Genomic DNA, 25,201 nt, shown 5'->3' on the forward strand with positions numbered 1-25,201 from the left:
TACGTTTTCGAAACCCCTCCTCACACCTACTCGTGTACAGGAAGCTGACTCGAGGTATCCTCGGCTCGAGCGGCCGTCTCGAGCGCCGTCGCCGTCGCGATCCGGAGGGCGTGGGGCCAGCCGAGCGGCGTCGCGCTGTCGGGAGTCCCGTCGTCGAACAGCTGTTCGGGGAGGTAGCCGCCGTCCCGGCGAAGCGGTCCGTCTGGGTCGACGAGCGCGAGTAACTCGCGTCCGCGGTCCTCGAAACTGGCGGCGGCGTCGGGGTCGTGGCCCTCGAGGAGTTGGCCGAGTTCGGCCGCAGCCTGTGCCCCCCAGGCGGTCGTTACCGTCCAGATCTTCGGTTCGATCTGGTCGCTGGTCCGCCAGGAATCGCCTTCGAAGCGTGCGATTCCTTCGATCGGCCCGTCGGGATCGCGATACAGTCCCTCGAGCGTCGCCTCGACGTGCTGGCAGAGTCGGTTGATCCGATCGTCGTCGACGTCGGCGAGGGCGTCGTACTCCCGGTGAGCGGCCGCCAGTGCGAACGTGCTCCCATCGAATCGGCCGTCGAGTTCACCGTCCTCGAGCCGCAACGCGTACCGCCCACGGTCGTCGAGCCAGAGGGCGTCGATCCCCTCGTAGACCGCTTGGGCCTGCTCGCGTGCGTGATCTCGGTGGTCGTCCGGAAGCGGCGCTCGGGCGATCGCCGCGTACGCCTCAAGGTAGGTCGCCGCGGTGTGGGTAAAGCGGCCGGTCATGTTTTCCCAGGCGTTCTGGACGCGACCCGGGAGGCCGTCGTCTTCGAGAACGGCGTCGAGGCCGTCGAGCGTGGCGGCCAGTGCGTCCCGAACCCCGTCGTCGTCCGAGTCGACGAGTCGCAGGTAGGTCGCGAGGAAGGCCGCGACACTCGCCGTCTGGTCGGCCTGGTAGTCGACCGATCCCGCGTCCCCATCCTCCACTCGGCCGTGTGCCCAGCCGGGGGCGAGTCTCCCGTTGTGTGGCCAGACGCGGTGGGGCCAGGTTCCGTCGGCGAGTTGCGTCTTCACGTAGAACTGCGCGCTCTCGCGATGCCACTCCGATAACCCGATGTCGGCGCGGTGGTCGGCCTCGAGAAGAAACGACGAAATCTCCGCGTCGTCTCTGAACCAGGTGTAGCCGTAGCCGCCGGTGTATCGGAAGAACGGATCGAACTCGGGGCCGGCGATCCGGGCGCCGTTTGCCGCCCGAAGGAACGCCAGCACGCGGAGGTCCGTGGCGATTCCCTCGAGGCCGTCTGCGCCCACGCCGTCGGGAAGCCGTCGGTCGTACTGTTTGCGTCCCGCCTCGAGGAGCGCGTCCGTGCTTCCGTGATCGGATGCCGCGGCACGGGCGCGTTCAAGGCCGGCGGTTCGGCCGTCGTCCGGCTCTGAAAGCACCGTCGCGATGGTCGCAGCCGGCGTCGCCCCCTCGAGAGAGACGTCGAGAATCGCGATCGGGCTGAGCCGCCCCTCCTCGTAACGGCCGTCGTCGGTCGACCGCGGAAACTCACTCGGTTCGGCCGCGAGCAGTTCCTCGAACTGTTCGGGAACGTGTCCGGTGACGGTGGCGTCGGTCGATGTCGCGGCGAAATCGCGCTCGCGGTCGTGGTGAATCTCGACCGCGTCCCCGTGGCGAAGCTGGCCGACGCGACCGGCCCGACCCTCCGGTGTGAACCCGAGACACGCCCTGAGCGTGACGTCGGAATCGTCGAGAGCACTCGAGCACTCGATGCGAGTCAGGTGGGTCCTGTCGACGGTCAGGTCGTACTGCGTGACGGTGTGTCCGTCGATCTCGTGGACGGTTTCGACGACCGCGGTGTCCTCGACGTAGCGCTGTTGGCCGCCGTCGAACCAGTCGGTCGTGCCGTCTTCCTCGAGCCCGAAGCGCGACCGTTCGATCCCGGCGAGGCCGGTGAGTGGATACGAGTAATCCCTGAGCGAGCCGTCGGGTGCGACGTGGACGAGTCGGTCGTCGAGACCGGAGAACAGACCCGCCGTCGACCGTCGTTCACCCGGAAATCGGTGGGGGTCCCCTCGCGACCGTTTGACGTCGTTCAGGGCGCTGTGAAGTTCCATCGTATCAGCCACTACGACCCCACCCGATTAAAATTTGTTGTAATATGTATTCCTACTTTTCAAAATGGGCCGGGGCGACGAGACCGATGCTGGGTACGCGATCGACGCCACGGCCGACCGGGAATTTTTTCACCTCGAGTTGCAACCTGTGACGTACTGACAATTCATGGATGACAACGGGCTCACGGCGCTTCTCGAGCGGTTCGGGCTCTCCGAGAAGGAGATCGACACGTATCTGGCGATCCTCGATCATGGCGAGTCGAAAGCGAGTTCGATCGCCGACGCCGCAGACGTCTCGAAACGGTACGTCTACAGTATCAGCGAGGAACTCGAGGAGCGCGGGCTGGTCGCCGTCGACGACCACACGGTTCCGACAGTGATCCGTCCCGTCGACCCCGAGACGGTCGTCGACCGGCTGACGCGTGACGTCCAGGAGATGGAGCCGGAGATTCGATCCCGGTACTCGACGCCCGAACGCTCGAGCGAGCAGTTCGAGGTGATCAAATCCCGCCAGACGGTCGTAAAACGAATCGAAACGTTGCTCGCTGGCGCCGACGAGGAGGTGACGCTCTCGCTTCCGGCGAACGTACTCCCGAAGATCCGATCGACGCTCGAGGAGACCGTCAAACGGGACGTGCTCGTTCTCCTGTTGCTGGGGGGGACGGAAGGCGAGGGGCTGGACATCGCTTCGCTCGCGGGAACCGCGAGCACGGTCCGGACCTGGGACGCGCTCGTGCCGACGATGTTGACGGTCGACCAGCAACACGGACTGCTTGCGCCCAGCCAGATGCTCACCAACTCCGGAAGCGATACGCGCGCGATCTCGCTCACTCAGCCCCAGCTCGCACCCGTGCTCGCGGGGTCGTTCCTGGCGAACTACTGGCCGACCGCCGAGGAACGCTACGTGACGACGCCGAGCGAGCTTCCTCGGACCGTGGAGGGCTTTCGAAACGCCGTCTTCCAGCTCGCGTTACACCGGGCGACGGATACCCGGATCGAGGCTGAGGTCACCGGCTCGCCCGTCGGCGACCGCGAGTTGCCCGCGACGCTTACGGGCGAGGTCGTCGACGTCCGCCAGAGCCTCGTCCGGCCCGCGACCTCGACGCTCCCGATCGAGAACGCGTTCGAACTGGCCGTCGACGGCGAGCGCTACACCGTCGGCGGCACCGGTGCGTTCCTCGAGGACTTCGAGGCCGAGACGGTGACGCTCCGCCGACTCGAGGAGTAGCCCGATTTTTCCTCGCTCGTGAGTAACGGTTTTGACCTGGGGTGGCGAATCGACGAATCGTGATGAGACGATCAGTATCTGGGAACCGAGAGTCCGTTCCGAACGACCGGGTAGTGGCGAAACCACGCTCGCAGGCAGGAGACGGAGGGAACGAATGACCGCCGCGAGCGAGGTTCTGGACCGAATCGTCGACAGCGGCGTGCTCGCGGTACTTCGGGGGATCGACGAGGACCGGATCGTGCCGGTCGCGCGGGCGATCTACGACGCGGGTGTCGGTGCCCTCGAGGTGACGGCGGACGGCACTCGCGCGGCAGAACAGATCGCCGCGGTCGACCGTGAACTGGCCGATACCGACGCCGTCGTGGGGGCGGGAACGGTGCTCGACGCGCCGACCGCTGCGTCGGTGATCGACGCGGGCGCTGAGTTCGTCGTCGCGCCGGATACGAACGTCGAGGTCATCAGGACGTGCAACCGACACGGCGTTCTCTCCGCGCCCGGCGTCATGACGCCGACGGAGGCCGTCACGGCGATGGAAGCCGGTGCGGACATTCTCAAGATGTTTCCCGCGAAGACCGTCGGCCCGGCACACATCGGCGCGCTTCAGGGTCCCCTCGGCGACGTCGACGTCATCCCGACCGGCGGCGTCTCGCCCGATAACGTCGCGGACTACTTCAATGCGGGTGCGATCGCCGTCGGCGCGGGAAGCGCGATCGTCGACTACGACGCGATCGCGGACGGCGACATGGATCAGGTGAGAGAGACTGCCGCCTCCTTCGTCGACGCCGTCGACGACGCCCGATCGGCGTAACCTCGTCCGCCCCGGTCGGCGCAATCTCGTTCACTCCGGCCATCATCTTCTCGTACCCGTTCTCCCGAGTGGCGAAATTCTCGGTCCTCGAGTCCCACGGCTGGCACACCGAAGCGAATCGGAAAATCACTGGACGATCGGCGGTGTCCCCTCCGAATCGCACCGCCGGTTGCCGGTCGCGTTCGTGGACGTTACGATCGATCCAGGCTCACACCGAGGCCCTCGAGCGCGTCGAAGAAGCCGGGGAAGGAGACGTCGACGTGTTCGGCCCCTGCGATCGTCGTCTCGCCGTCCGCGACCAGGCCCGCGAGCGCGAGCGCCATGACGATCCGGTGATCGCCGCGGCCGTCGACGGACGCCCCCTCGAGGTCGGATTCGCTTCCGTGGACCGTCAGCGAGTCGTGTTCTTCGGTCGTCTCGACGCCGAGCTTCCCGAGTTCGTCGGCCATCGCGCTCACGCGATCGGTCTCCTTGTAGCGGACGTGTTCGGCGTCGACGATTCGGGTGTCGCCCTCCGCGACCGCACCCAGGGTGGCGATCGTCGGCAGCAGATCCGGCGTATCCTCGACGGAGACGGAGACGCCCTCGAGCGAGTCGGCGGCGACGTCGATCGTCCCCGCGTTGCGGTCCCAGTCGACGCTCGCGCCCATCCGGTCGACGACGTCGACGATCGCGCTGTCGCCCTGTGCACTCGGGTGAGCGCCCTCGATGTGGACGCCGCCATCGCCCGCGATCGCACCCGCCGCGAGCGGGTAGGAGATCGACGAGAAGTCGCCGGGAACGGCGTACTCCCCGCCGTCGGGATCGTAGCGCTGGCCGCCGTCGACGGCGAACCCGTCGTCGGTGCGGCGGACGTCGACGCCGAACGCCGACAGCAGTTCGATCGTGATTTCGACGTACGGAGCGGACTTGAGTTCCGTCTCGAGGCTGATCTCGATCCCGTCGTCGGTGACGGCACCCGCCATCAGCAGGGCCGTCACGTACTGTGAGGAGACGTCGCCGGGGATCGACACCGACGTTCCGGAGATGGGGCCGGTGACGACCAGCGGTGCCTGGCCGTTTCCACGGGTGCTCTCGGCCTCGCCGCCGAGATCGGCGATCGCCTCGAGAAGCGGCCCCTGGGGACGGGATCGAAGCGACTCGTCGCCGGTGAGCACCGAGGTGCCGTTGGCGAGGGCGGCCGTCGCCGTGACCAGACGCATCGTCGTCCCGCTGTTCTCACAGTCGATGACGTCCGCCGGAACCGCTGGCGTCCCGTCGAATCCCTCGATCTCGAGCGTGCCCGCTTCGTCTCGACTCACGTCGCCGCCGAACAGTTCCACGGCGCGGGCGGTCGCCCGGGTGTCCGCGCTCCAGAGTGCGTCGCTGATCGTCGCCCGGTCGGCGTAGCCGGCGGCGAGAATCGCCCGGTGGGTGTAACTCTTCGACGGCGGTGCCCGAACCGTCCCCTCGACGCTCGAGGGCGAGATCGTGACGTTCATGGTCGGTCTGTGGAGTGGATTCCCTATACCGGTACCGATCGTCCGTCCGAAAACGCGGGCTCCAATTCGACTCGCCGTCTTGTGTCGTCGCGACCCCATTGACCGACAGTCGACAACGTCGTATCCCTCGAGAACCGCTACGCGCTCCGTTCTCTCTCGAGTCGCCGACAGCCGACCACCAGCGGGTCGGGGAGCTCGGTAGCCGAGTCGTACATCGCTTCGAAGATGGCCGCAACCTCCTCGAAGCGCGGCCCACGAAATACGACGAACGGGTCGGACTCCCACTCGACGAACCCCATATCCGACAGCATCGGAAGATGCGTATGGCGCAACTCGCTTCGAAGACGGACCGGGTCAGCCGGACGGTTCGGGTTCGTTGCCGCCTCCGGTAACGACGCCGGCTCATCCTCGGGGTAGTCCATCACCGATACGACGATCTGCCGACGTGGTTCGGCCGAGACGGCCTTGAACACCTCGTCCCACCGTTCGACGGCTCGGATGCCGTCACCTGATCGTGTCATGACTATACATACCAAACGTATCCGTGCCGGTAAAACATTACCTATAGAAACACGAAATATCAATGTATTATCAATAGCACCCGATCGAGGAAGCGATATCGAGCACCGGGACGTCGCCGGCCGGACTCGAGACCTCGTAGTTCGTCCCGTTGCAGGCCCAGAAGATGCTCTCGATTCGGCCGTCGCGTCGGTAGGCCGTGTGCCCGTCGAACTCGATCTCCTCCAGGGCGTCCGGGTCGAAGCGCTGGTGGTCGCGACAGGCGACGTACAGCTCGCGAGTGCGTCCGTCGGTTGCGACGTACCAGAACGTCGTCGTCGTTCCCGCGTCGGCTCCCTTGTCGACCACCGTGATCCGATCGAGGTCGTACGGCTCCGGGATCTCGGGGTCGGGAAGATCGTACGGCGTAACGGCGTCTGCTTCCGAGGGCGAGTCGAAGATGCCCTCCGGCTCGAGACCGGTCGTGACGAGGTCGGCCTCGGCCGGCGGCGTGAACGTAAACGTCCCTGGCTCGAGACCCTCGTCGATCGCGAGCTCCTCGTACGTGACCGTCAGGCGGTGAAACAGCGTCCCGTCGCCGTCGTGAACCGCGTCGCGTTCCCTGATGGGGTAGCGGTGCTCGTCGTCGATCCAGATCGTCCGCGACACCGCCGTATCCTCGAGTTCGTCGTCGGTCGCCCCGAGAGGAATCGCGTACACCGTCTCGCCGACCAGGAGTTCGATCGATCGCCCGAGGTCTGCCGACGTGGGCGTCGCCTCGATCCGGTGGGCGTCCCGGCCGTCGACCGTTTCCGATCCGTCGTAGGCGAGGTCGTACTCCGCGAGAAGCGCCTCGAGTGCGAGTCGCGTCCCGTCGGCGACGACGCGATTGGGGTGGTGGCGTTCGCGAACGTCGCCGACGGCAGGATCGTACGTCCAGGTCACCGCACGGCTCCTGACGATCGTCGTCCCCGGCGGGGTCGCGGGGTCGTCCGACTCGAGGACCTCCATCCGTCGTTCGCCGGGTGGGCGACGCCGAATTCGTTCGACTCGAGTCGACGTGTCGTCCGGCGTTTCCGCGGTCAGCGTTCGACGCGCCGCCAGGTCGACCAGATCAGTTCGCGTCTCGACCGCGTCCTTGAGGAGATCCTCCCCGGAGGGATCGTCGCCGGCACCGGGAACGGTGACGCAGCCGGCGAGTCCGATCCCCGCGGTTGCGGTCAGAAACCGTCGTCGACGCATGCACGACAGTTCGGAAACGTTCGATAAACCGATTGTCTTTCGGACCACTCTCTCGGTTCGGAGGCGGCGCCGATTTCCTGGTGCGTTCTACCGTCGACTATCGCCTCGAGAGCGGACAGCGAACCGTATATGTGGCCGTCGACCGGAACACGGTGCATGGACGTGGAAGCCGACCTCTCGGCGCTCCGGGAGTATCTCGAGGCCGAGGGCATCGACGGCTACTGTATCGACGACGACGCGACGGATTCGGACCAGCGGTACGTCTCCGGCTTTACCGCGCCCGATCCGTACCAGACGGTCGTCACCGGAGACGGGGTCCACCTGCTTGTTTCGGGACTCGAGTACGGCCGAGCGAGCGCCGAAGCGAACGCCGATTCCGTCGCCCGCCGCGCCGAGTACGACTATCAGGAACTGGCCGCCGAGCACGGACGACACGGCGCGAAGATACGGGCACTCGAGGCGTTTCTCGCCGACCACGACGTCGAGTCGGTCGCGGTCCCGCGAAACTTTCCGACGGGAACCGCCGACGGCCTCCGGGAGCGCGGGCTCACCGTGACGGTCGAACCGGACGGAATCGTCGAGGGGATTCGCGCGACGAAAACGGAGTGGGAGATCGACCGGATCGCGACGACCCAGCGGGCGAACGAGGCCGCGATGGCGACTGCGGAGGGGTTGATCGCCGAGGCCGACGTCGACGACGGCGTGCTCGTCCACGACGGCGATCCTCTCACGAGCGAGCGCGTCAAAGAGGAGATCGAGATCACCCTCCTCCGGCACGGCTGTGGTCTCGACGAGACCATCGTCGCCTGCGGTGCCGACGGGGCCGACCCCCACGACCGGGGCAGCGGCCCACTCCGTGCTGACGAACTGATCGTGATCGACATCTTCCCCCGCGACAAGGAGTCGGGCTACTTCGGCGACCTCACGCGGACGTTCGCCCGCGGCGATCCCGACGAGGAGGCCCGCCGGCGCTACGAGGTGACCGAGCGAGCGTTCGAGGCCGCCCTCGAGACCGTCGAGGCGGGCGTCACGGGCGCGGCCGTCCACGACGCGGCCTGTGACGTTATCGAGGAAGCGGGCTACGAGACGCTACGGAGCGATCCGAGCACCGAAACCGGATTCATCCACAGCACGGGCCACGGCGTCGGACTCGACATCCACGAGGAGCCGAGCGTCTCCCCCGCCGGCGGCGAACTCGAGGCGGGTCACGTGATCACGATCGAACCCGGGATCTACGACCCCGCCGTCGGCGGCGTCCGCATCGAGGACCTCGTGGTCGTCACCGCCGAGGGCTACGACAACCTGACCGACTATCGGGTGGCACTCGAGCCGGTCGCGCAGTGAGGCGGTCCAATCCACCCACGGGGATGGTGATCGAAGGGTCGGTTCGCCGTCTACGTGTGGTTTCCGTACGAGAGGGGGCCCCGAGACGGCCCGAGCGTCTAACGAGTAACGACGCTACTTACCGGTATCGTCCGGATCGAACTCCCGAAGCGTCTCCCGCTCGTCTTCCGTCAGTTCTCCTCTCAAATATCGTCTTCCGAGATCCGTGATTCTGTAGTAGCCTGCGGTATCGTCGGTGCGCTCGAGGAGGTTAGCGGCGGCGAGCGTCCGGACGCGGCGACGAACGTGTCCAGACGATGTTTCGATGTTCGCCGCGATGGCCGATGGCGGCTGTTCGAACGTCGATAGCTTGTGCCCGTCGAGGTACTCGAGAATCGCCATATCGACGCGTGTGAGCCATCGAATGCGTGCACGCATTTTGCCAGAGAACGCCGTTCCCGATGTTAGTCTCGTTGACTTCACCCCTGGCAAACACTATATAATTATCTTTAGATTACGGTATAGTTACGAAAAGATAATTAATCCTGAACTTGTACGAGAGACTGATCAGTAATGATGTCTGCTGCGAACGATTCGAGGGCAGAGGAACGGCGTTCCGAAGGCTTCCCCATCACGGTTGCGCCGATTTGGATCGAGAAATCGGCCGTCGCGTTCGTATCGCCGCGCACACTGTCACCGAAGCCCCGGGTGAACCGATGATCGGACGAAACCACGCACCGACGAATTCAGTCGTCGTCGATGTCGTCAGGGCTGTTGCGGCTCGGAAAGATACCGATCCAACGTCCCTCGAGCCGTTGGCGAACACGATTGATCCGAACGCGCTCGAGTCGCTCGTCTCACACGTCCGTGAGACACAGTCGACCGAGATGACCGTCTCGTTCACGTACTCCGGGTTTCACGTCACGGTCGACGAATCGGGCGAAATAACCGTATCCGAGGTGTAAATCGTTGAATAACGGACTGGTGATGTCGGTGACGGGGGGATCGACACTCAAGGAGCGACAGGCAGAGATTCGACTCCGAACCGGGTCAAAGATAACTCAACAGGAACTTCTCACACGACTCATCGACGACGCCGACGAATCACGCGACGACGTCATCGACTCGTTTCGGGAATCAACGGTTCCGCTTTCGGAAGACGAGAAGAAGGCGATGCGACGAGGCCAAATCAATTCTGGCGTCGAAACTGACGAATCTGACGTCGACGATGTCTTGTACAAATGACGGTACTCGTCGATACGGGCGTTTTCTACGCGGAGCCAACACTGACGGAAGTCGGCCTAGTAGCGCTAGTAGGGCACTCGAGCCCGTTTCCCGGTGAAACGGTCGATACCTGATCGGCTTGCAGCCGTCGGCCCGAGCACTATCCGGTTTCGAGGTGTTCCGAGAACCGTATGCAATCGTCTCCGAGCGGTCGAGCGGTCCGATGTCGCGCCTGCGGAACCGAAAACGAATCCTGCTACACCTACTGTCGTCATTGCCTGAAAACGTTACCGACGCACACATGATCGACTGGATCGAGAGCGGTACCCGTTCGACGCCGACCTCGCCGCGTCGGCGGAAACCGTTACTCGCCCCAGTTTTCGACGCGGTGTGGGCGATCCGTCACCGCGGCCACCTCGAGTTCCCCGTCGAACGAGTCGAGCGCCTCGACGTAGGCCTCGGCGCTGGCCACCGTCGAGAGGTAGGGGATCTCCTCTTCGACGGCCATCTCGAGGGAGTCGCGGTTACGGCTGACGACGAAGTCGACCTCGCCCTCGCGGATCGCTTGCGGGACATCATCGAACGCCTCGACGTCGAAGTGGTCCTCGAAGCCGTCGACGTCTAAGTCGACGACTGCGGTTCCCTCGCTGACGGCGTTGCTGGCGGCCTGCTGGGCCTTCCAGTAGGCGGTGCCGAACTCGCTTGCAGTGCCCATCACTTCACCGGTCGATTTCATCTCCGGGCCGAGACGCGGGTCCGATCCCGGCAGGCGGTCAAAGGGCAGGACGACCTCCTTGATCGAGGTGTGTTCGGGGATCTGCTCGGCGACCCCGAGACTCTCGAGGGTCTCGCCGGCCATCACCTTCGCGGCGATCTTGGCGATCGGAACGCCCGTGGCCTTCGAGACGTACGGAACGGTCCGCGAGGAGCGCGGGTTCGCCTCCAAGACGTACACCTCGCTCTTCTCGTCCTCGCCGACGCCAGTGACGGCGAGTTGGACGTTCATCAGCCCCTTCGTCTTCAGCGCCTTGGCGATGTCCTCGGTGACCTCGCGGACGCGCTCTAAGGTGTCCTCGTCGAGCGAGCGCGGCGGGATCATACACGCCGAGTCGCCGGAGTGGACGCCCGCGGTCTCGATGTGCTCCATGATGCCGCCGATGAGCACCGATCGACCGTCGGCGACGGCGTCGACGTCGAGTTCGACCGCGTCCTCCAAGAAGTCGTCGACGAGGATCGGGTTGCCGGGGCTGACGCGGACGGCCTCCTCGATGTACGTCTCGAGTTCCTCGTCGTCGTAGACGACGTCCATGGCACGACCGCCGAGGACGTACGACGGGCGGACGAGGACGGGGTAGCCGATATCGTGGGCGAGTTCCAGCGCTTCCTCCTTCGAGACGGCCGTTCCACCCTCGGGCTGGGCGATCTCGAGTTCGTCCATGAGGGCGTTGAATCGGTCGCGGTCCTCCGCGAGATCGATCGCCTCGACGGCGGTGCCCATGACCTCACAGTCGAGGCCGCGGCGCTCGATCTCGTCCTGGAGGGGTTCGGCGATGTTGACCGAGGTCTGGCCGCCGAACTGGACCATCACGCCGTCGGCGTCGGCCGCCTCCGCGACGTCGGCGACCTCCTCTGCAGTGATGGGCTCGAAGAACAGCCCGTCGGAGGTGTCGTAGTCCGTCGAGACCGTCTCGGGGTTGTTGTTGACGACGTGGGCGTCGATGCCCTGTTCGCGCAGTGCCTGGACTGCGTGGACCGAACAGTAGTCGAACTCGACACCCTGGCCGATACGGATCGGGCCGCCACCGACGACGATCACGCTCTCGACGTCGCGGTCGACCTCGAGTTCGCCGGCCGCGGCGTCGCCGATCAGTGGGCCGGACTCGAACTCGTTTTTGCGCGCGGAGTAGTAGTATGGCGTCTCGGCTTCGAACTCGCCGGCACAGGTATCGACCTGTTTGTAGGTGCGCCCAGGGACCTCGCTCTCGACGGTGTCGACGTCCGCACCTGCCGCGGTGGCGATCGTCGCGTTCGTGTGACCGGCGATCGCGGCTTCGGTGAAGTCGCCCTCCTGGGCCGCGAGCGTCGAGTCGGCGATGCGCTTGTAGCGCTCGGTGTACCACTCGAAGATACCCGTCAGTTCGACGACCTCCTCAGTGGTGTAGCCGCGCTCGAAGGCCTCGAACATCGCGTACGGGCGATCGGGCGAGGGGCGCTCGAGGTAGTGTTCCTCGAGTTCCTCGTCGCTGACCTCGGCCCAGTCGACGTCGGGTTCGTATTCGCTCGAGCGAAGGGCCTTCAGCAGGCTCTCCTCGAAGGTACGGCCGATGGCCATCGCCTCGCCGGTCGACTTCATCGCCGTGGTGAGTTCGAAGTCGACGTCGTCGAACTTGTCCTTGGGCCACCGGGGAACTTTCGTCACCACGTAGTCGATCGCGGGCTCGAACGCGGCCGTGGTCTCACCCGTAATCTCGTTCTCGATCTCGTGGAGGCGCTTGCCGAGGGCGACCTTCGCGGTGACGCGAGCGATCGGGTAGCCGGTCGCTTTGGAGGCGAGTGCGGAGGAACGAGAGACGCGCGGGTTGACTTCGACGACCCTATACTCTCCTCCTGGAGTGCCGTCGTCGCGCCAGGCGAACTGGATATTACAGCCACCCTGAATGCCCAGTTCCCGGATGACGTCGAGTGCGGCTGTGCGCATCTCCTGGTGGCCTTCGTCGGGGACGATCTGGGAGGGCGTGACGACCGTCGACTCGCCCGTGTGGATCCCCATCGGGTCGATGTTCTCCATGTTACAGATGATGATACAGGAGTCGTCGGCGTCGCGCATGACCTCGTACTCGTACTCGACCCAGCCCGCGATGGACTCGGTGATGAGGACCTCGCTGTTACGCGAGAGGCGAAGTCCCTTGCGGACGCGGGCGAGCAGTTCGTCGAAGTCGTCGACAACGCCCGATCCCGATCCGCCCAGCGTGTAGGTCGTGCGGGCGATAACCGGCAGCCCGCCGACCTCGTCGACGGCCGCCTGGACGCGCTCGCGGAGGTCCTCTTCGGTGAGTTCCGAGACCTCCTCCCCTTCCTCGAGCGAGATGGTCGTCGATCCCGGTACGGGCTGACCGATCTTCTCCATGCGCTGGCGGAAGAGGTCGCGGTCCTCGGTCGCGTAAATCGTGTCGAGGGGAGTGCCCATGATCTCGACGTCGTACTCCTCTAAGACCCCCTCCTCGGCGAGTTCGGCGGTGACGTTCAGGCCGGTCTGACCACCGAGGCCGGCGATAACGCCGTCGGGGTTCTCCTTCGCGATGATCTCGGCGATGGCGTCGGTCGTGATCGGCTCGATGTAGACCCGGTCTGCCATCTCCGGATCGGTCATGATCGTCGCCGGATTCGAGTTCACGAGGACGACCTCCGCACCTTCCTCCTGCAGTGCGCGACAGGCCTGTGCCCCCGAGTAGTCGAACTCGGCTGCCTGCCCGATCTGGATCGGGCCACTCCCGATTAGTAGTATCGTGCGCCCGTCCCCCGTCTCCGTTCCGTCGGTGTCCGTACTCATTGGTCTTGTTCGTCCGGAGTTCGTACATCGTAATAAGCCCCACGAAACAATACGATTCTCGAAATCACTTTTCGAAATTCGAATTTTGTCGCGTTCGGTCGTGGTGCCGACCCGTTCTCCCGTTCTCGGCCGACTCGGGGGGCCGAACGTCTTATAAGAAATCCGACCGTCTATCTGCCAACGACGTGATGGGTGGATTCGGCACCGGTCGTTCACAGCGACAGTTTTCCGTTCTCGCCGTCGACCCTGACTCGAGCGACCGGTCCACGATCGAACGAGGACTCGAAGATCACGCGGCGATCGGGGCCGTCGACGCCGTCGCGACCGTCGACGACGCCCGCGACGCGATCGCCGACGCTCCCGGCACGGGATACGATTGCATCGTCACCGAGCACGGCGAAGGCGACACGCCGACGATGCTCGAATGCGAACGGGACACGACGCCGGTCGTCGTCCACACCGACGGAGACGAACGAATCGCCGCCGACGTCATCGCGGCCGGCGCGGCCGGGTACGCGCCGAAAGACTGTACGAACCGACTCGAGGTCCTCGTCGACCAGATCGTCTCTGCAACGACGAACGACCACAAACGGGACGCGTTCGAGGCCGTCCACGAGGTCTCCCTCGAGTTCCGTACGTGTAAGACGATCGAGGAGACCGCCCGGATCGCGGCCGACGCAGCGAAACGACTCCTTGACGCCGAGTTCGCCGTGCTGTTCGTCGACGCCGAGAACGCGAGGTCCTCCGGTAACGACGACCTCGAGGTGGTGTCGACGAGCGACCCGGACGACTCCTGGCCCGTCGCACGCGAAACGCACGAACGACTCGCAGGACGCGTCTACGGCTCCGACGAGACCGAGCGAATCGAGACGGTTTCGTTTCTCGAAGACCGACCCGACTCGGCGAACCAGTCGGTCGTCAGCGTCCCGGTCGGTTCCGTCGGTGCCGTCCAGGCCGTCTCGAGGGCCACCGTTCCGTTCACCGACGGCGACGTCGCGGTGCTCGACTGTCTCGGCACACACGTCGGGTCGGCGATCGATCGGATCCGCTCACGACGGGCGCTCGAGGAAGAACGGGATCGGTTCCGCACCCTGTTCGATACCGTTCCGGACGCCGTTGTACTCGTTGGATTCGAGTCGAACCGAATCCTCGACGTCAACCACACCTTCGAGAAGACGTTCGGCTACGACCGGTCCGCTCTCGTCGACGAATCGATCGACGATCTGCTCGTCCCCGCGGACGGCGAACCGATCGCGATCTACGACGACGTCGGCCTGGGAACCGTCGTCTCGGCCGAAGTCGAACGGATCGCCGCCGACGGTCGCCGGGAGTTTCTCTTTCGAGGGTTCGCAATCGAGGTCGGCGACGACGTCCACGAATGTGCCATCTACACCGACATTACCGAGCGAAAGCGCCGAGAGCGAGAACTCGAGCGCTACCGAACGCTGGTCGAGACGGTCGGCGATCCGATGTACGTCCTCGACGCCGAGGGTCGAATCGAGATGATCAACGACGCGATGGCAGCCTCACTCGGCGACACCTGGGAAACGATCGTCGGCTCGCACGTCAGCGAGTACGTTCCCACCGAGGACGTCGAACGGGCGACAACCCTCCTTACGGAGCTGGTCGCGGACGACGACAGACAGTGGGATTCCGTCGAGATGGCGGTCGAACCGGCAAACGCCGAGCCCTACCTCGCCGAGGACAACCTCGCCCCGTTGATCGACGAGGACGGATCGTTCGCCGGCAGCGTCGGCGTGATCAGGGACATCAGCGAACGGAAAGGCCGCGAACGACGGATTCGGCAACTCCACGACGGAACGCGTCGACTGATGGCCGCGGCGGGCAGCGACGAGGTCGCGAAAGTCGCCACCGAGATCGCCGAGGACGCTCTCGGTCTCCGACTCACCGGGATTCATCTCTTCGACGAGGACGCCGGCGGACTCGCGCCGGTTGCGACGACCGAGGGAGTGGCCGAACTGCTGGGCTCGGTGCCGACGATCGAACCCGGTGGCGGGATCGCCTGGGACGCCTACGAGGCCGGCGAACCGATCGCCCACGGCGATGTCAAGCACGATCCGAACGTCCGAAATCCGGAGACGCCGATCCGGAGCGAGGTGTACGTTCCCCTCGGCGAACACGGCGTGTTCATCATTAGCTCGACCGAACCCAACGAGTTCGACACCGAAGGGTTGGCGCTTGCGAAGATCCTCGCCGCAAACGTCGAGGCGGCCTTAGACCGCGCCCAGCGGGAGACCGAACTCGCGGAGCGAAGCCACGAACTCGAGCGCCAGAACGAACGCCTCGAGCAGTTCGCCGAAACCGTCGCCCACGACCTTCGAAATCCGTTGACGCTGGCGTCCGGTCACCTCGAGGCGATCGACGGCGTTCCCGACGAGAGCACACACGTAGACGAGATCGAGTGGGCGCTCGGTCGGATGGACGAACTCATCGAGAACGTCCTCCAACTCGCCAGAAGCGGGGCCCGACTCGCCGAGACGGAGGCGATCGACCTCGAGACCACTGTCCACCGCGCCCAGCGGTCGGTCGACGCGGACCTCGAGATCGTTTGCGAAGAGCCGTTGCCGACGGTCGACGCCGACGAGGACCGCCTCACCGTTCTCTTCGAGAACGCGTTTCGAAACGCACGCGAACACGTCGGCGAGGAGGTGACGATCACGGTCTCGGCGACCGAGAACGGCTTCGCAATCGCCGACGACGGCCCCGGCATTCCACCCGGCGAGCGCGATCTGGTGTTCGAATCGGGGTACAGCACAGTCTCCGGCGGTACCGGGTTCGGCCTAGCGATCGTCGCGGAGGTCGTCGACGCTCACGGCTGGGAGATCGCCCTCGGCGAGAGCGACTCCGGCGGACTGCAACTGAACGTCTCGACCGGCGGCTGAGACGGATTGCTATACCGATGTACTGGCGGCGTCTCTGCGTTGGGGCGTACGCTCAGCGGACGTTGACGCCGCGTCGCGAGAGGAACTCGCTCGCGGCTTTGATCTCGACGGGGCTCCCGATGATCCGATAATACTCCTCGTTCTCCCGAAAGACGGTGACGGCGAACTCACTCTCGAGGTCACACGCGAGATCCTCGAGAGTCTCGCGTCTGAGGACGATCTGGGTACTATCGCGGAGCCGCGTCGGATCAGGCATTCTACAGACCCGGATTCTATTCCTCATAATTTATGAGTATCGAATCTCGTTTGCATTGGTAATGGTTCGGATACTCTAGATTCGCGCCAGTTCGGTCGCGGTGGCACGAACGTCGATCGCGGTCGCATGGAAAGTGTTTTTCCGCGCCGCCGGCTGGATACAGACAAATGGGGCTCAAGGAGGAGATCGATGCAATCGAAGAAGAGATCGCCAACACGCCCTACAACAAGTCGACGGAGGCCCACATCGGTCGGCTGAAGTCGAAACTCGCGGAGAAAAAAGAGAAACTCGAGAACCAGAGCTCCGCCGGCGGCGGCACCGGCTACTCCGTCGAGAAACACGGCGACGCGACGGTCGCGCTGGTTGGCTTTCCGAGCGTCGGTAAGTCCTCGCTTTTGAACTCACTGACCAACGCCGAAAGCGAGACGGGGTCCTACGAGTTCACGACGCTCGACGTCAATCCCGGGATGCTCAAACACCGCGGCGCGAACATCCAGATGCTCGACGTTCCGGGGCTCATCGAGGGTGCCGCGTCGGGCCGAGGTGACGGCCAGCAGGTGCTCGCGGTCGTCCGAAACGCCGATCTCATCGTCTTCGTGCTCTCGGTGTTCGAGATCGACCAGTACGACCGCCTCCAGGAGGAGCTCTACGACATCAACATCCGCGTCGACAGAGAGCCCCCGCGGGTGACCGTCCGCCCGAAGATCAAAGACGGCATCAAGATCACCTCGAGCACCGAACAGGATTTAGACGAGGGGACGATCTCCGACGTCCTGCGCGACCAGGGCTACGTCAACGCCGACCTGAACCTCCAGGAGAACGTCACGATCGACCGGCTGATCGACGGGCTGATGGACAACCGCGAGTACATCCCGTCGATCACCTGCGTCAACAAAGTCGACCTGATCGACCCCGAGTACAAGGAGACGGTCGACGAACAGCTCCGAGAGCGCGATCTCGACCCGGAGGAGGTGACCTTCATCAGCGCCGAAGTCGAGCGAGGGCTCGATGCGCTCAAGGATCGTATCTGGGAGAACCTGGGGCTCATCCGCGTCTACATGAACAAGCCGGGTCGCGGGATCGACTGGGACGAGCCGCTAGTCATCAAGAAGGGGACCACCGTCGGCGAGGCGATCGAAAATCTCGGCGGAGAGATGGAAGGGCGGTTCCGGTTCGCCCGCGTGACGGGGCCGAGTGCAACCCACGACGAACAGCAGGTCGGTACCGACCACGTTCTCGAGGACGAGGACGTCCTCAAGCTAATTCTACGCCGGTAGGGACTTCATCGAGCCGTATCGATTCGGTCGGAGTCACGAGCGTTCCTCGCTCAGACGGTGAGCGTCCGGTTCGGCCTCCGCGACGGACGACCACGAGGCGTCCCTGAGTCACCGGATTTCGATCGTCGTCCGGTCCGTCAGTCCGCGGTCCGCCGCGTCGTCGCGGGTAACCCCTGCCTCGATGGTGTAGGTGCCGGGACCGACCGTCTCCCACTCACCATCGTCGATTTGGAGCCGCTGGGGCCACCGTCGGTTGAACCGCTTGCGCTCGCCGCGGGCAAACGAGAACGTCGAGGGGCGCTCGGGGACGCCTCGAGGGATCGTCGAGGCCGCGTCGTGGCCGTCGACCGCCCAGCGCCAGACGTTCGGCGAGTCGGTCCGCAGACGGATCGGAACCGGGAGCGGGTTGCGGAACTCGACGGCGATCTCGACTCCGTCGCCGGGTGCGTAGCGATCGCGGTCGGTCGAGACAGTCACCGAAATTGCCCGCGTTCGCATCGCCGTCGGGACGAACGCGTGGCTGAACGCCGCCCAGTCGACCGTCCGCGACCCTGACTCGTCCGCAGCGTTGGGGACGAACGGGTCGTCTTCCGAGCGCTCGAGTGCACGAGAGTCGTAGATCCGCCGCATCGGGCCGACGGTTCGCAGGCCGGGCTGAAATCGCCTCCGGTCTCCCGTCTCGTACGGCCTGGCGTACGTCAGTTCCGGGGCATCCGCGGCCCGAACGGCGGGTGTGCCGGGAGGTCGGCACAGCAACCCGTCTCACTCGCGGGTGGCCCGATCGTAAAACCGGTGGCAGGCGATCCGATGGCGGGCGTCGCCGGAGTCGTCGACATCCCACGATTCCGGTCGGTCCATTCCACACGGCGACTCGAACGTCCGGCTGAGACTCGACCGCGCTCGCTCGGCGTCGCCGGCCGCGAGCGCCTCGAGTGCCTCAGCGAGCGCCGCCTCCGCGTCCTCGTCGGTCAGCGTCCGCGGAATCCCGTAGGCGTCTCTGATCGCGCCAGCCGTGAAAGTCGAGTCGGCGGCGATCGACGTCGCATCTGGCATGCCGACCGGCGGCCAGCGAAGTGCCTCGCGGAGATCGCCGCCGTCGGCGACGGCATCCGCGAGGTCGAGGCGCAAGTCCATCACGCCGCGAAACACTTCGCACTCGAGGTCGTACGCCGAAGGCGGAATCACCTTCGGACAGCGGGTGTGGAACCGACAGCCGGACGGCGGATCGATCGCCGACGGCACGTCTCCTTCGAGGACGATCCGGTCGCCCTCCCAGCACGGGTCCGGTTCGGGGATCGCCGACAGCAGCGCCTCGGTGTAGGGGTGGGAGTCGCCCTCGAACAGCTGTGTCGGTGAGCCACGCTCGACGATCCGACCGAGGTACATCACCGCGATGCGGTCGGCGACGTGTTCGACGACGGAGAGGTCGTGGCTGACGAACAGATACGAGAGGCCGAACTCCGCCTGGAGCTCCGAAAGCAGGTTGAGAATTCGCGCCTGGACGGAGACATCGAGCGCCGTGACGGGTTCGTCGCAGACGAGAACCTCCGGTTCGACGGCGAGTGCACGTGCGATGGCGATCCGCTGGCGCTGGCCGCCCGAGAACTCGCGTGGGTAGCGGTTCGCGGCCGAGGGCTCGAGGCCGACCGTCTCGAGCAGGTCGGTGATCCGATCGTCGCGTCGATCCGGCGGGACGATATCGTGAACTGCGAGCGGTTCGCCGACGATGTCGCCGACCGGAAGCTGTGGGTTGAGGCTCGCGAGCGGATTCTGGAAGACGTACTGGACGGTCGTCCGCAGCTCTCGTCGCTCGCGCCGATCGAGCGTCGCGAGGTCTCGACCTCGGTAGACGACCGAGCCTGCGGACGGCTCCTCGAGGCCGACGAGGAGCCGCCCGAGCGTCGTCTTCCCACAGCCACTCTCGCCGACGAGTCCCAGCGTCTCGCCCTCCGCGATCTCGAGGTCGACGCCGTCGACCGCGCGGATCGTCTCGCCGCGTCCGAGCAGCCGCTCGAGGAGCCCGTCACTCGTCGTAAACCGTTTCTCGAGGCCCTCGGCCCGGAGCAGCGGGTCGTCACCGGTCATCGTGGCTCCTCCCGGAATTTCCGTCGGGTGACGTCCCGCGGGTAGCGTCCGGCGAATCGTCGACGACCCGAACCTCGTAGCCGAGTCCGTCCTCGAGATCGCCGGTGTGTTCGTGGCAGGCGGCGACGTGACCCTGGCGGGTCGCGTCCGCAGCGGTTCCGGTCTCGGTCTCGACGAGATCCGGTTCACTGGTCGCACACACCTCCTCGGCGTACGGACAGCGCGGGTGAAACCGACAGCCGGTCGGCGGCTGAATCGGATTGGGCGGGCCGCCGGGGAGTGACGGGAGCCGCTCTCGATCCGCCCCGATCCGTGGAATCGAGGCCAACAGTCCGGCGGTGTACGGGTGGGCGGGATCGTAGAACAGCTCCTCGACCGGAGCGCGTTCGACCGCGCGGCCGCCGTACATCACCAACACGCGGTCACAACACTCCGCGACGACCCCGAGGTCGTGGGTCACGAGCTGAATCGCCGTCTCGAACGACGATGCGAGTTCCTCGAGCAACTCGAGCAGTTGGGCCTGGATCGTCACGTCGAGTCCGGTCGTCGGCTCGTCGAGGATCAACAGGTCCGGCTCACACGACAGCCCGACGGCGACGAGGACGCGCTGGGCGATTCCGCCGGAGAGTTCGTGTGGGTAGTCGCTGTACCGCGACTGGGCGTCGGCGATCCCGACGCGCTCTAAGAGGGCGATCGCCCGCTCGCGGGCCTCGCGCCCGGACGCGACCCCGTGGGCGCGCATCGTCTCCACGATCTGCTCGCCGACAGTGTAGACCGGATCGAGCGCCGCTTCGGGGTCCTGGAAGACGATTGCGACGTCGTTTCCACGGAGCCGTCGGAGTTCCTCGCGGGGGAGTTCGAGGACGTTTCGACCACGAAACCGGACCTCGCCGTCGACGATCTCGCCGGGGCGATCGACGAGGTCCAGAAGTGAGAGGCTGGCGACGCTCTTTCCAGCGCCGCTCTCGCCGACGATCGCGAACGTCTCGCCGGCCTCGATCTCGTAGCTGAGGCCGTCGACCGCGCGAACGACGCCGTCTTCCGTGTAAAACTGAACCGTCAGGTTCTCGACCTCGAGCAGCGCCATCACCGCCCCCTCCGTTCGCGTCCGTGTCGCGAGCCGAGCGCGTCGGTGAGTCCGTCTCCGACGAGGTTGATCGCCAGCACGAACAGGAAGATCGCCGCGCCGGGGAAGACCGTGACGTGCCAGTTCCCGCGGAGCAGCGACGACCGGCCCTGGGCGAGCATCGCCCCCCACTCGGCGGTTCCCGGCTCGAGACCGAGACCGAGAAAGCCAAGTGCCGCGGCCGCGGTGACGACCGAGCCGACGTTGAGCGTCGCCTGGACGATCACCGGCGCAACGGCGTTGGGGACGACGTGGCGCGCGAGTATCGTCCGATGGGGCGTGCCGAGCGCCCTCGAGGCGGCGACGTAGTCGGTCTCGACGATCGAGAGCACCTCGCCGCGAAGCAGCCGAGCGTAGGTGAGCCAGCCGGTGACGACGAGCGCGAAGACGACGTTCCAGTACCCCTGTCCCACGATCGCGACGATGGCGATCGCGAGGACGAGAAACGGGAACGCGTACAGCATATCCACGATCCGCATGATCACCTCGTCGAGCCAGCCGCCGACGTAGCCCGCGATCGCGCCGAGTGGGATGCCGACACACAGCGCGAGGGCGACGGCCAGCGCACCGATGCTCAGGCTGTACCGTCCCCCGACGAGAACCCGGGAGAACAGGTCCCGACCCGCCCAGTCGGTCCCGAAGGGATGGGCGATCGAGGGGCCGGCGTTCGGCGGCCCGACGTACAGCTCGTTCGGATCGTACGGCGCGAGTGAGAACGGCTGAAGCGTGATCGTATACCCCATCGTGGAGAACTCGACCGGACGGGCGACGATCGCGACCGCTGACAGGACCGCGACGATCGCGAGTCCGAACAGCGCCGTCCGGTTCGATCGAAACCGACGCCAGCTCTCCTCGAGCCGGCTCCGACTGTGGACGGTTCCCGCGCTGGTACCGTCTCGAGGCGCCAGCGTCGATCGACCGGTGTACGCCGAGGTGGCCGACGGCCTGGTGTTCGCCGCGGCCATCTGTCGATCGGACGCGTCCCGGTGGCCCCCGGGTCGGTCGCCGTCGGGCCGATCACCGTCTGCTCGGTCAGACGACAGGTGCTCCTCGAGGCCGTCGATTCTGATGCGCCCTCGTCGTGTCGTTTGCTCGTTCATCGGTCGTGTCGAATTCGTGGGTCGATGATCGCGTAGGCGACGTCGACGAGCAGGTTCGCCGCGACCGTCGCGACCGCGATGAGCAACACGCTCGCCTGGACGACCGAAACGTCCCGCCGGCCGATCGATTCGACGAGCAACTGTCCCATCCCGGGCCAGGAGAAGACGTGCTCGACGACCACCGCGCCGTCGACGAGAAACGCGATCTGGAGACCCGCAACCGTCACGACCGCCGTCGAGGCGTTTCGGAGAACGTGTTTCAGGATCACCGTCCGCTCGCGAAGCCCCCTGGCTCGAGCGGCCCGGACGTACTCCCGGTCGAGTTCGCGACGCATCGACGAGCGCATCAGTCGGGTGACGATGGCGGCCAGTGCGGTCGCGAGTGTGACGGTCGGCAAGATCACGAACCACGCCATCTCGAGGCTCACGAGCGGTGCGTCGGGCGGGGTAACTCGAACCCAGCCGAGGTGGACCGCGAAGACGAACAGGAGGACGAGTCCGAGCCAGAAGTTCGGCGTGGCGATACCGACGAGCGCGGCGATTCGACTGGCCTCGTCCGCCGGTTGCCCCTGTTTGACCGCGGCGAGGATCCCGAGTGGCACGCCGATCGCGAGCGACAGCGTCCACGAGGCGACGCCCAGTGCGACCGTGTGCGGGAGGCGACTCGCGACGGTCTCGCCGACGTCGCGGCCGGTGATCGGCGACTCGCCGAACTCGAAGGTGACGACGTCACCGAGCCACAGCAGGTACTGCTGCCAGAGCGGGCGATCGAGGTTGTACTCGGCCCGAAGTGCGGCCCGGGTTTCCGGATCGACGTGGTCGAAGCCGACGAGCACGTCGACCGGGTCCCCCGGCGTGAGATAGACGAACGAAAACGTGATCGCCGTCGCACCGAGCAGTACCGGGACGGCCGTCAGCGCGCGTCTGAGTGTGTATCGGATGATCGACATAGCGCGGAGTTCGGAAGACGATCGCGTCGGCGTTGCGAGCTTCGGATCGGGACGACGGATCGCGACCTTCGCTGGCCCGAACCGACGCGGACGGTCGTCCGGTCGCTGTGTCGAGTTTCGGGGCCAACCGCAGACTGTCGCGGTCGCACCGAAACCCGGTACAGCGTTCCGTCTCGGTCCGATCAGCAACCAGTACGAAAGTCCATCACTTAACGGTACCTGAGAGAGCGTCGTCGGGAGCGACGACCGCTATCGATCGGAGTCCATGCTGTCGACGGCGAACTCCTCGAGAAGCGACGGGATCGGCGTGTAGGCGACGGCACCCACTCCAGCGTAGACGTCTTCGACGATCGTCTCGCGGGGAATCAACCGATCGATGCCGCGGCGAACGTCGGCGTTCGTAAACGGCTCGAGGTACGCCGGATAGACGAGAAAGTCGATCGCTCCGGCGGCGGATCGCTCGACGCAGTACGCCGATTGGGTCTCGAGGTCGGTGACGTCCGCCGCTGAAATCTGGGTCGCCAGATCAAGCTCTCCGGCCTCGATCGCGGCGCGTCTGGACGCCGGGTCGGGGATGATCCGCATGGTGATCGTCTCGACCGGTGGCCGGGCAGGGACGGATTCGTCGCCATCGAACCAGTGGCCATCGAACCGGTGGAGTCGCCAGTACTCGCCGTCGGCGTGCTCCGCGAAGCGATACGGACCGGTTCCGACGGGCGTTTCGCTCAGGGAATGATCTCCCTCGCTCGCTGCCAGCGGAACGATCGGGACGCCGACGCTCACCTCGAACGGGCCGTACTCCCGGACGAGGTGTATCTCGAGTTCCGTCTCGTCGATGACGACGGTCTCTTCGTACCAGTCGTAGACGTCCGTTTCCCGGGGAGTCCCCGCGTAGCGCTCGAACGTCGCACGGACGTGGTCGGCGGTGAGCGTTTCACCGTTGTGAAACTCGACGTCCTCTCTGAGTTCGAACCGATACGTCGTCGGATCGAGTTGCTCCCAGTCGGTCGCAAGCGAGGGCCGGACCGCTCCCTCGAAGTCCACCGCGAGCAGCCCCTCGTAGATCGGCGTCGTCGCCATGTTCGAGGTGGTGTCGTTCATCCGTACCGGATCCGGATTCGAGACCGTCGCGGGGAGGTCGACGACGAGCGCCGCACCGTCCTCCGACTCGAGGAACTCTCGGCCGTACGGTGCGTACACCGCATCGTACTCGCTGCCGGGTAACGGGTACTGACGCCAGTCGTCGATGGCGTCACACCGGTAGATCGCCGTCTCCTCGCCGGATCGAACGATCGATATCGGCACCTGTCTCGCGAGTCGTTCCTGTAGTTCTCGGTAGATGTCGGCTCGTCGCTCCGGGTCACTCTCGGCGAGGCCGGAGTCGATCAGTTCGTCGGTCCGATCGTCGGTGTAGTGATTGAAGTTGAAGCCGTTCGGCGACCGACGGTCCGAGTGAAAGAGCGAGTTGACGTACGTGTGGGGATCCCAGCCACCGCTGATGTCGAGGGTCACGAGCGCGTTCTCTGCGTTCTCTGCCATGTTCAGACACAACTGCTCGTAGCTCCCCCACTCGAGTTGTTCGAAATCGACGTCGAACAGTCCCGTCTCGTTCAGTTCGTGTTGAACGAGTTGCGCCCAGCGGCTCCGCTCGCCGTTCTCCGCGTTCGCGTAGATCGTCGTCTCGAACGGCGCGTCAACTCCTGTCGCCTCGAACCCGCGCTGGATCAGCTCTGTCGGGCCACTCTCCGGAACCCGGTCGTCGCGTTCGGCGGTGATACACCCCGACAGCCCGATCGTCCCCACCGCACCGAGTCCACGTAGAATCGTTCGTCGTCCAACCCGTTCGTCGAACCCCTTCCGACAGCCCATATCTCATCGGTTGAAACGCAGCGGGCATATGGGTTGTGACCCAACACCAATCACCCGGCCGCGCTGACATCCTTTCGAGGAGACGGTCGCCTCGAGGCCCGTTTTCGCTGGCGATCGCATGCGGATCGGCCGTCGCCGGAGAGGGCTGTCTCCGACCGGCTGTGAGGAGATATCGACAGAACTGGCACAGACTGTCTCAGACGGTTTAC

The 25,201-nt window shown here is 65.5% G+C and carries 20 protein-coding genes; 7 read left to right on the plus strand and 13 right to left on the minus strand.

The features are described from left to right. Positions 1–26: 26 nt before the first annotated feature. The gene (locus GRS80_RS14555; RefSeq protein ID WP_160048195.1) at positions 27–2,072 is read right to left on the minus strand and encodes a glucan 1,4-alpha-glucosidase; all 2,046 of its coding nucleotides are present in this window, start codon (positions 2,070–2,072) and stop codon (positions 27–29) included. 166 nt (positions 2,073–2,238) lie between these two features. Here GRS80_RS14555 and GRS80_RS14560 point away from each other — a divergent pair, with 166 nt between their 5' ends. After that, positions 2,239–3,300: a TrmB family transcriptional regulator sugar-binding domain-containing protein gene (locus tag GRS80_RS14560; RefSeq protein ID WP_160048196.1), complete on the plus strand. Its 1,062-nt coding sequence runs from the start codon at positions 2,239–2,241 to the stop codon at positions 3,298–3,300. A gap of 154 nt (positions 3,301–3,454) precedes the next feature. Continuing rightward, the gene (locus tag GRS80_RS14565; RefSeq protein ID WP_160048197.1) at positions 3,455–4,108 is read left to right on the plus strand and encodes a bifunctional 4-hydroxy-2-oxoglutarate aldolase/2-dehydro-3-deoxy-phosphogluconate aldolase; all 654 of its coding nucleotides are present in this window, start codon (positions 3,455–3,457) and stop codon (positions 4,106–4,108) included. Positions 4,109–4,299: 191 nt separating this feature from the next. Here GRS80_RS14565 and aroA read toward each other — a convergent pair whose 3' ends face one another. The 3 genes from aroA to GRS80_RS14580 all read right to left on the minus strand — a co-directional run bounded on the left by aroA (position 4,300) and on the right by GRS80_RS14580 (position 7,329). Beyond that, positions 4,300–5,589, minus strand: a complete 1,290-nt coding sequence (aroA, locus tag GRS80_RS14570; protein ID WP_160048198.1) for a 3-phosphoshikimate 1-carboxyvinyltransferase — start codon at positions 5,587–5,589, stop codon at positions 4,300–4,302. A 137-nt stretch (positions 5,590–5,726) separates the two neighbouring features. Beyond that, positions 5,727–6,110 (minus strand): hypothetical protein, encoded by a 384-nt coding sequence (locus tag GRS80_RS14575; protein ID WP_160048199.1) that lies wholly within the window; start codon positions 6,108–6,110, stop codon positions 5,727–5,729. Between the two features lie 70 nt (positions 6,111–6,180). Continuing rightward, a complete protein-coding gene (locus tag GRS80_RS14580; protein WP_160048200.1) occupies positions 6,181–7,329 on the minus strand; it encodes a DUF2092 domain-containing protein in 1,149 nt (382 codons plus the stop codon). 156 nt (positions 7,330–7,485) lie between these two features. On the opposite strand from GRS80_RS14580, the gene GRS80_RS14585 reads away from it, so the two are divergent. After that, positions 7,486–8,673: a Xaa-Pro peptidase family protein gene (locus tag GRS80_RS14585; protein ID WP_160048201.1), complete on the plus strand. Its 1,188-nt coding sequence runs from the start codon at positions 7,486–7,488 to the stop codon at positions 8,671–8,673. A gap of 114 nt (positions 8,674–8,787) precedes the next feature. Here GRS80_RS14585 and GRS80_RS14590 read toward each other — a convergent pair whose 3' ends face one another. After that, positions 8,788–9,090: a transcriptional regulator gene (locus tag GRS80_RS14590; protein ID WP_160048202.1), complete on the minus strand. Its 303-nt coding sequence runs from the start codon at positions 9,088–9,090 to the stop codon at positions 8,788–8,790. Between the two features lie 278 nt (positions 9,091–9,368). Between GRS80_RS14590 and GRS80_RS14595 the strand changes: the two genes are divergently transcribed. Both GRS80_RS14595 and GRS80_RS14600 read left to right on the plus strand, forming a co-directional pair. Then, positions 9,369–9,617 carry a HalOD1 output domain-containing protein gene (locus GRS80_RS14595; RefSeq protein WP_160048203.1) on the plus strand — a complete coding sequence of 83 codons (249 nt, stop codon included), beginning with the start codon at positions 9,369–9,371 and terminating at the stop codon, positions 9,615–9,617. Positions 9,618–9,639: 22 nt separating this feature from the next. Continuing rightward, positions 9,640–9,897 carry a hypothetical protein gene (locus tag GRS80_RS14600; protein WP_160048244.1) on the plus strand — a complete coding sequence of 86 codons (258 nt, stop codon included), beginning with the start codon at positions 9,640–9,642 and terminating at the stop codon, positions 9,895–9,897. A gap of 343 nt (positions 9,898–10,240) precedes the next feature. Here GRS80_RS14600 and carB read toward each other — a convergent pair whose 3' ends face one another. After that, positions 10,241–13,426: a carbamoyl-phosphate synthase large subunit gene (gene carB, locus GRS80_RS14605; RefSeq protein ID WP_160048204.1), complete on the minus strand. Its 3,186-nt coding sequence runs from the start codon at positions 13,424–13,426 to the stop codon at positions 10,241–10,243. A gap of 188 nt (positions 13,427–13,614) precedes the next feature. Here carB and GRS80_RS14610 point away from each other — a divergent pair, with 188 nt between their 5' ends. After that, positions 13,615–16,329, plus strand: a complete 2,715-nt coding sequence (locus GRS80_RS14610) for a PAS domain S-box protein (protein ID WP_235019756.1) — start codon at positions 13,615–13,617, stop codon at positions 16,327–16,329. 52 nt (positions 16,330–16,381) lie between these two features. Here GRS80_RS14610 and GRS80_RS14615 read toward each other — a convergent pair whose 3' ends face one another. Then, positions 16,382–16,585 carry a hypothetical protein gene (locus GRS80_RS14615; RefSeq protein ID WP_160048206.1) on the minus strand — a complete coding sequence of 68 codons (204 nt, stop codon included), beginning with the start codon at positions 16,583–16,585 and terminating at the stop codon, positions 16,382–16,384. 167 nt (positions 16,586–16,752) lie between these two features. On the opposite strand from GRS80_RS14615, the gene GRS80_RS14620 reads away from it, so the two are divergent. Further along, positions 16,753–17,862, plus strand: coding sequence for a GTP-binding protein (locus GRS80_RS14620; protein WP_160048207.1), 1,110 nt, complete (start codon positions 16,753–16,755; stop codon positions 17,860–17,862). Positions 17,863–17,970: 108 nt separating this feature from the next. Here GRS80_RS14620 and GRS80_RS14625 read toward each other — a convergent pair whose 3' ends face one another. From GRS80_RS14625 to GRS80_RS14650, 6 genes are all read right to left on the minus strand, one after another. Beyond that, positions 17,971–18,492, minus strand: a complete 522-nt coding sequence (locus tag GRS80_RS14625; protein WP_160048208.1) for a hypothetical protein — start codon at positions 18,490–18,492, stop codon at positions 17,971–17,973. Positions 18,493–18,624: 132 nt separating this feature from the next. Beyond that, positions 18,625–19,947, minus strand: coding sequence for an ABC transporter ATP-binding protein (locus GRS80_RS14630; protein ID WP_160048209.1), 1,323 nt, complete (start codon positions 19,945–19,947; stop codon positions 18,625–18,627). Continuing rightward, positions 19,937–21,034, minus strand: coding sequence for an ABC transporter ATP-binding protein (locus GRS80_RS14635; RefSeq protein WP_160048210.1), 1,098 nt, complete (start codon positions 21,032–21,034; stop codon positions 19,937–19,939). The genes GRS80_RS14630 and GRS80_RS14635 overlap by 11 nt, the downstream gene beginning before the upstream one ends. Continuing rightward, positions 21,034–22,173, minus strand: coding sequence for an ABC transporter permease (locus tag GRS80_RS14640; protein ID WP_160048211.1), 1,140 nt, complete (start codon positions 22,171–22,173; stop codon positions 21,034–21,036). The genes GRS80_RS14635 and GRS80_RS14640 overlap by 1 nt, the downstream gene beginning before the upstream one ends. Beyond that, a complete protein-coding gene (locus GRS80_RS14645) occupies positions 22,170–23,123 on the minus strand; it encodes an ABC transporter permease (RefSeq protein ID WP_160048212.1) in 954 nt (317 codons plus the stop codon). The genes GRS80_RS14640 and GRS80_RS14645 overlap by 4 nt, the downstream gene beginning before the upstream one ends. Before the next feature lie 249 nt (positions 23,124–23,372). Then, positions 23,373–24,992, minus strand: a complete 1,620-nt coding sequence (locus tag GRS80_RS14650) for an ABC transporter substrate-binding protein (RefSeq protein WP_160048213.1) — start codon at positions 24,990–24,992, stop codon at positions 23,373–23,375. Positions 24,993–25,201 lie beyond the last annotated feature (209 nt).

The organism is Natrialba sp. INN-245 (genome assembly GCF_009807105.1).
GTDB classification, from domain to species: Archaea; Halobacteriota; Halobacteria; order Halobacteriales; family Natrialbaceae; genus Natrarchaeobius; species Natrarchaeobius swarupiae.

Coding starts and splice junctions, on each gene's coding strand:
- GRS80_RS14595 (WP_160048203.1), top strand. CDS start 9,369: ATGATCGGACGAAACCACGCACCGACGAATTCAGTCGTCGTCGATGTC.
- GRS80_RS14635 (WP_160048210.1), bottom strand. CDS start 21,034: ATGGCGCTGCTCGAGGTCGAGAACCTGACGGTTCAGTTTTACACGGAA.
- GRS80_RS14645 (WP_160048212.1), bottom strand. CDS start 23,123: ATGTCGATCATCCGATACACACTCAGACGCGCGCTGACGGCCGTCCCG.
- GRS80_RS14575 (WP_160048199.1), bottom strand. CDS start 6,110: ATGACACGATCAGGTGACGGCATCCGAGCCGTCGAACGGTGGGACGAG.
- carB (WP_160048204.1), bottom strand. CDS start 13,426: ATGAGTACGGACACCGACGGAACGGAGACGGGGGACGGGCGCACGATA.
- GRS80_RS14590 (WP_160048202.1), bottom strand. CDS start 9,090: ATGCGTGCACGCATTCGATGGCTCACACGCGTCGATATGGCGATTCTC.
- GRS80_RS14600 (WP_160048244.1), top strand. CDS start 9,640: ATGTCGGTGACGGGGGGATCGACACTCAAGGAGCGACAGGCAGAGATT.
- GRS80_RS14615 (WP_160048206.1), bottom strand. CDS start 16,585: ATGCCTGATCCGACGCGGCTCCGCGATAGTACCCAGATCGTCCTCAGA.
- GRS80_RS14555 (WP_160048195.1), bottom strand. CDS start 2,072: ATGGAACTTCACAGCGCCCTGAACGACGTCAAACGGTCGCGAGGGGAC.
- GRS80_RS14640 (WP_160048211.1), bottom strand. CDS start 22,173: ATGAACGAGCAAACGACACGACGAGGGCGCATCAGAATCGACGGCCTC.
- aroA (WP_160048198.1), bottom strand. CDS start 5,589: ATGAACGTCACGATCTCGCCCTCGAGCGTCGAGGGGACGGTTCGGGCA.
- GRS80_RS14630 (WP_160048209.1), bottom strand. CDS start 19,947: ATGACCGGTGACGACCCGCTGCTCCGGGCCGAGGGCCTCGAGAAACGG.
- GRS80_RS14580 (WP_160048200.1), bottom strand. CDS start 7,329: ATGCGTCGACGACGGTTTCTGACCGCAACCGCGGGGATCGGACTCGCC.
- GRS80_RS14560 (WP_160048196.1), top strand. CDS start 2,239: ATGGATGACAACGGGCTCACGGCGCTTCTCGAGCGGTTCGGGCTCTCC.
- GRS80_RS14585 (WP_160048201.1), top strand. CDS start 7,486: ATGGACGTGGAAGCCGACCTCTCGGCGCTCCGGGAGTATCTCGAGGCC.
- GRS80_RS14610 (WP_235019756.1), top strand. CDS start 13,615: ATGGGTGGATTCGGCACCGGTCGTTCACAGCGACAGTTTTCCGTTCTC.
- GRS80_RS14625 (WP_160048208.1), bottom strand. CDS start 18,492: ATGCGGCGGATCTACGACTCTCGTGCACTCGAGCGCTCGGAAGACGAC.
- GRS80_RS14620 (WP_160048207.1), top strand. CDS start 16,753: ATGGGGCTCAAGGAGGAGATCGATGCAATCGAAGAAGAGATCGCCAAC.
- GRS80_RS14650 (WP_160048213.1), bottom strand. CDS start 24,992: ATGGGCTGTCGGAAGGGGTTCGACGAACGGGTTGGACGACGAACGATT.
- GRS80_RS14565 (WP_160048197.1), top strand. CDS start 3,455: ATGACCGCCGCGAGCGAGGTTCTGGACCGAATCGTCGACAGCGGCGTG.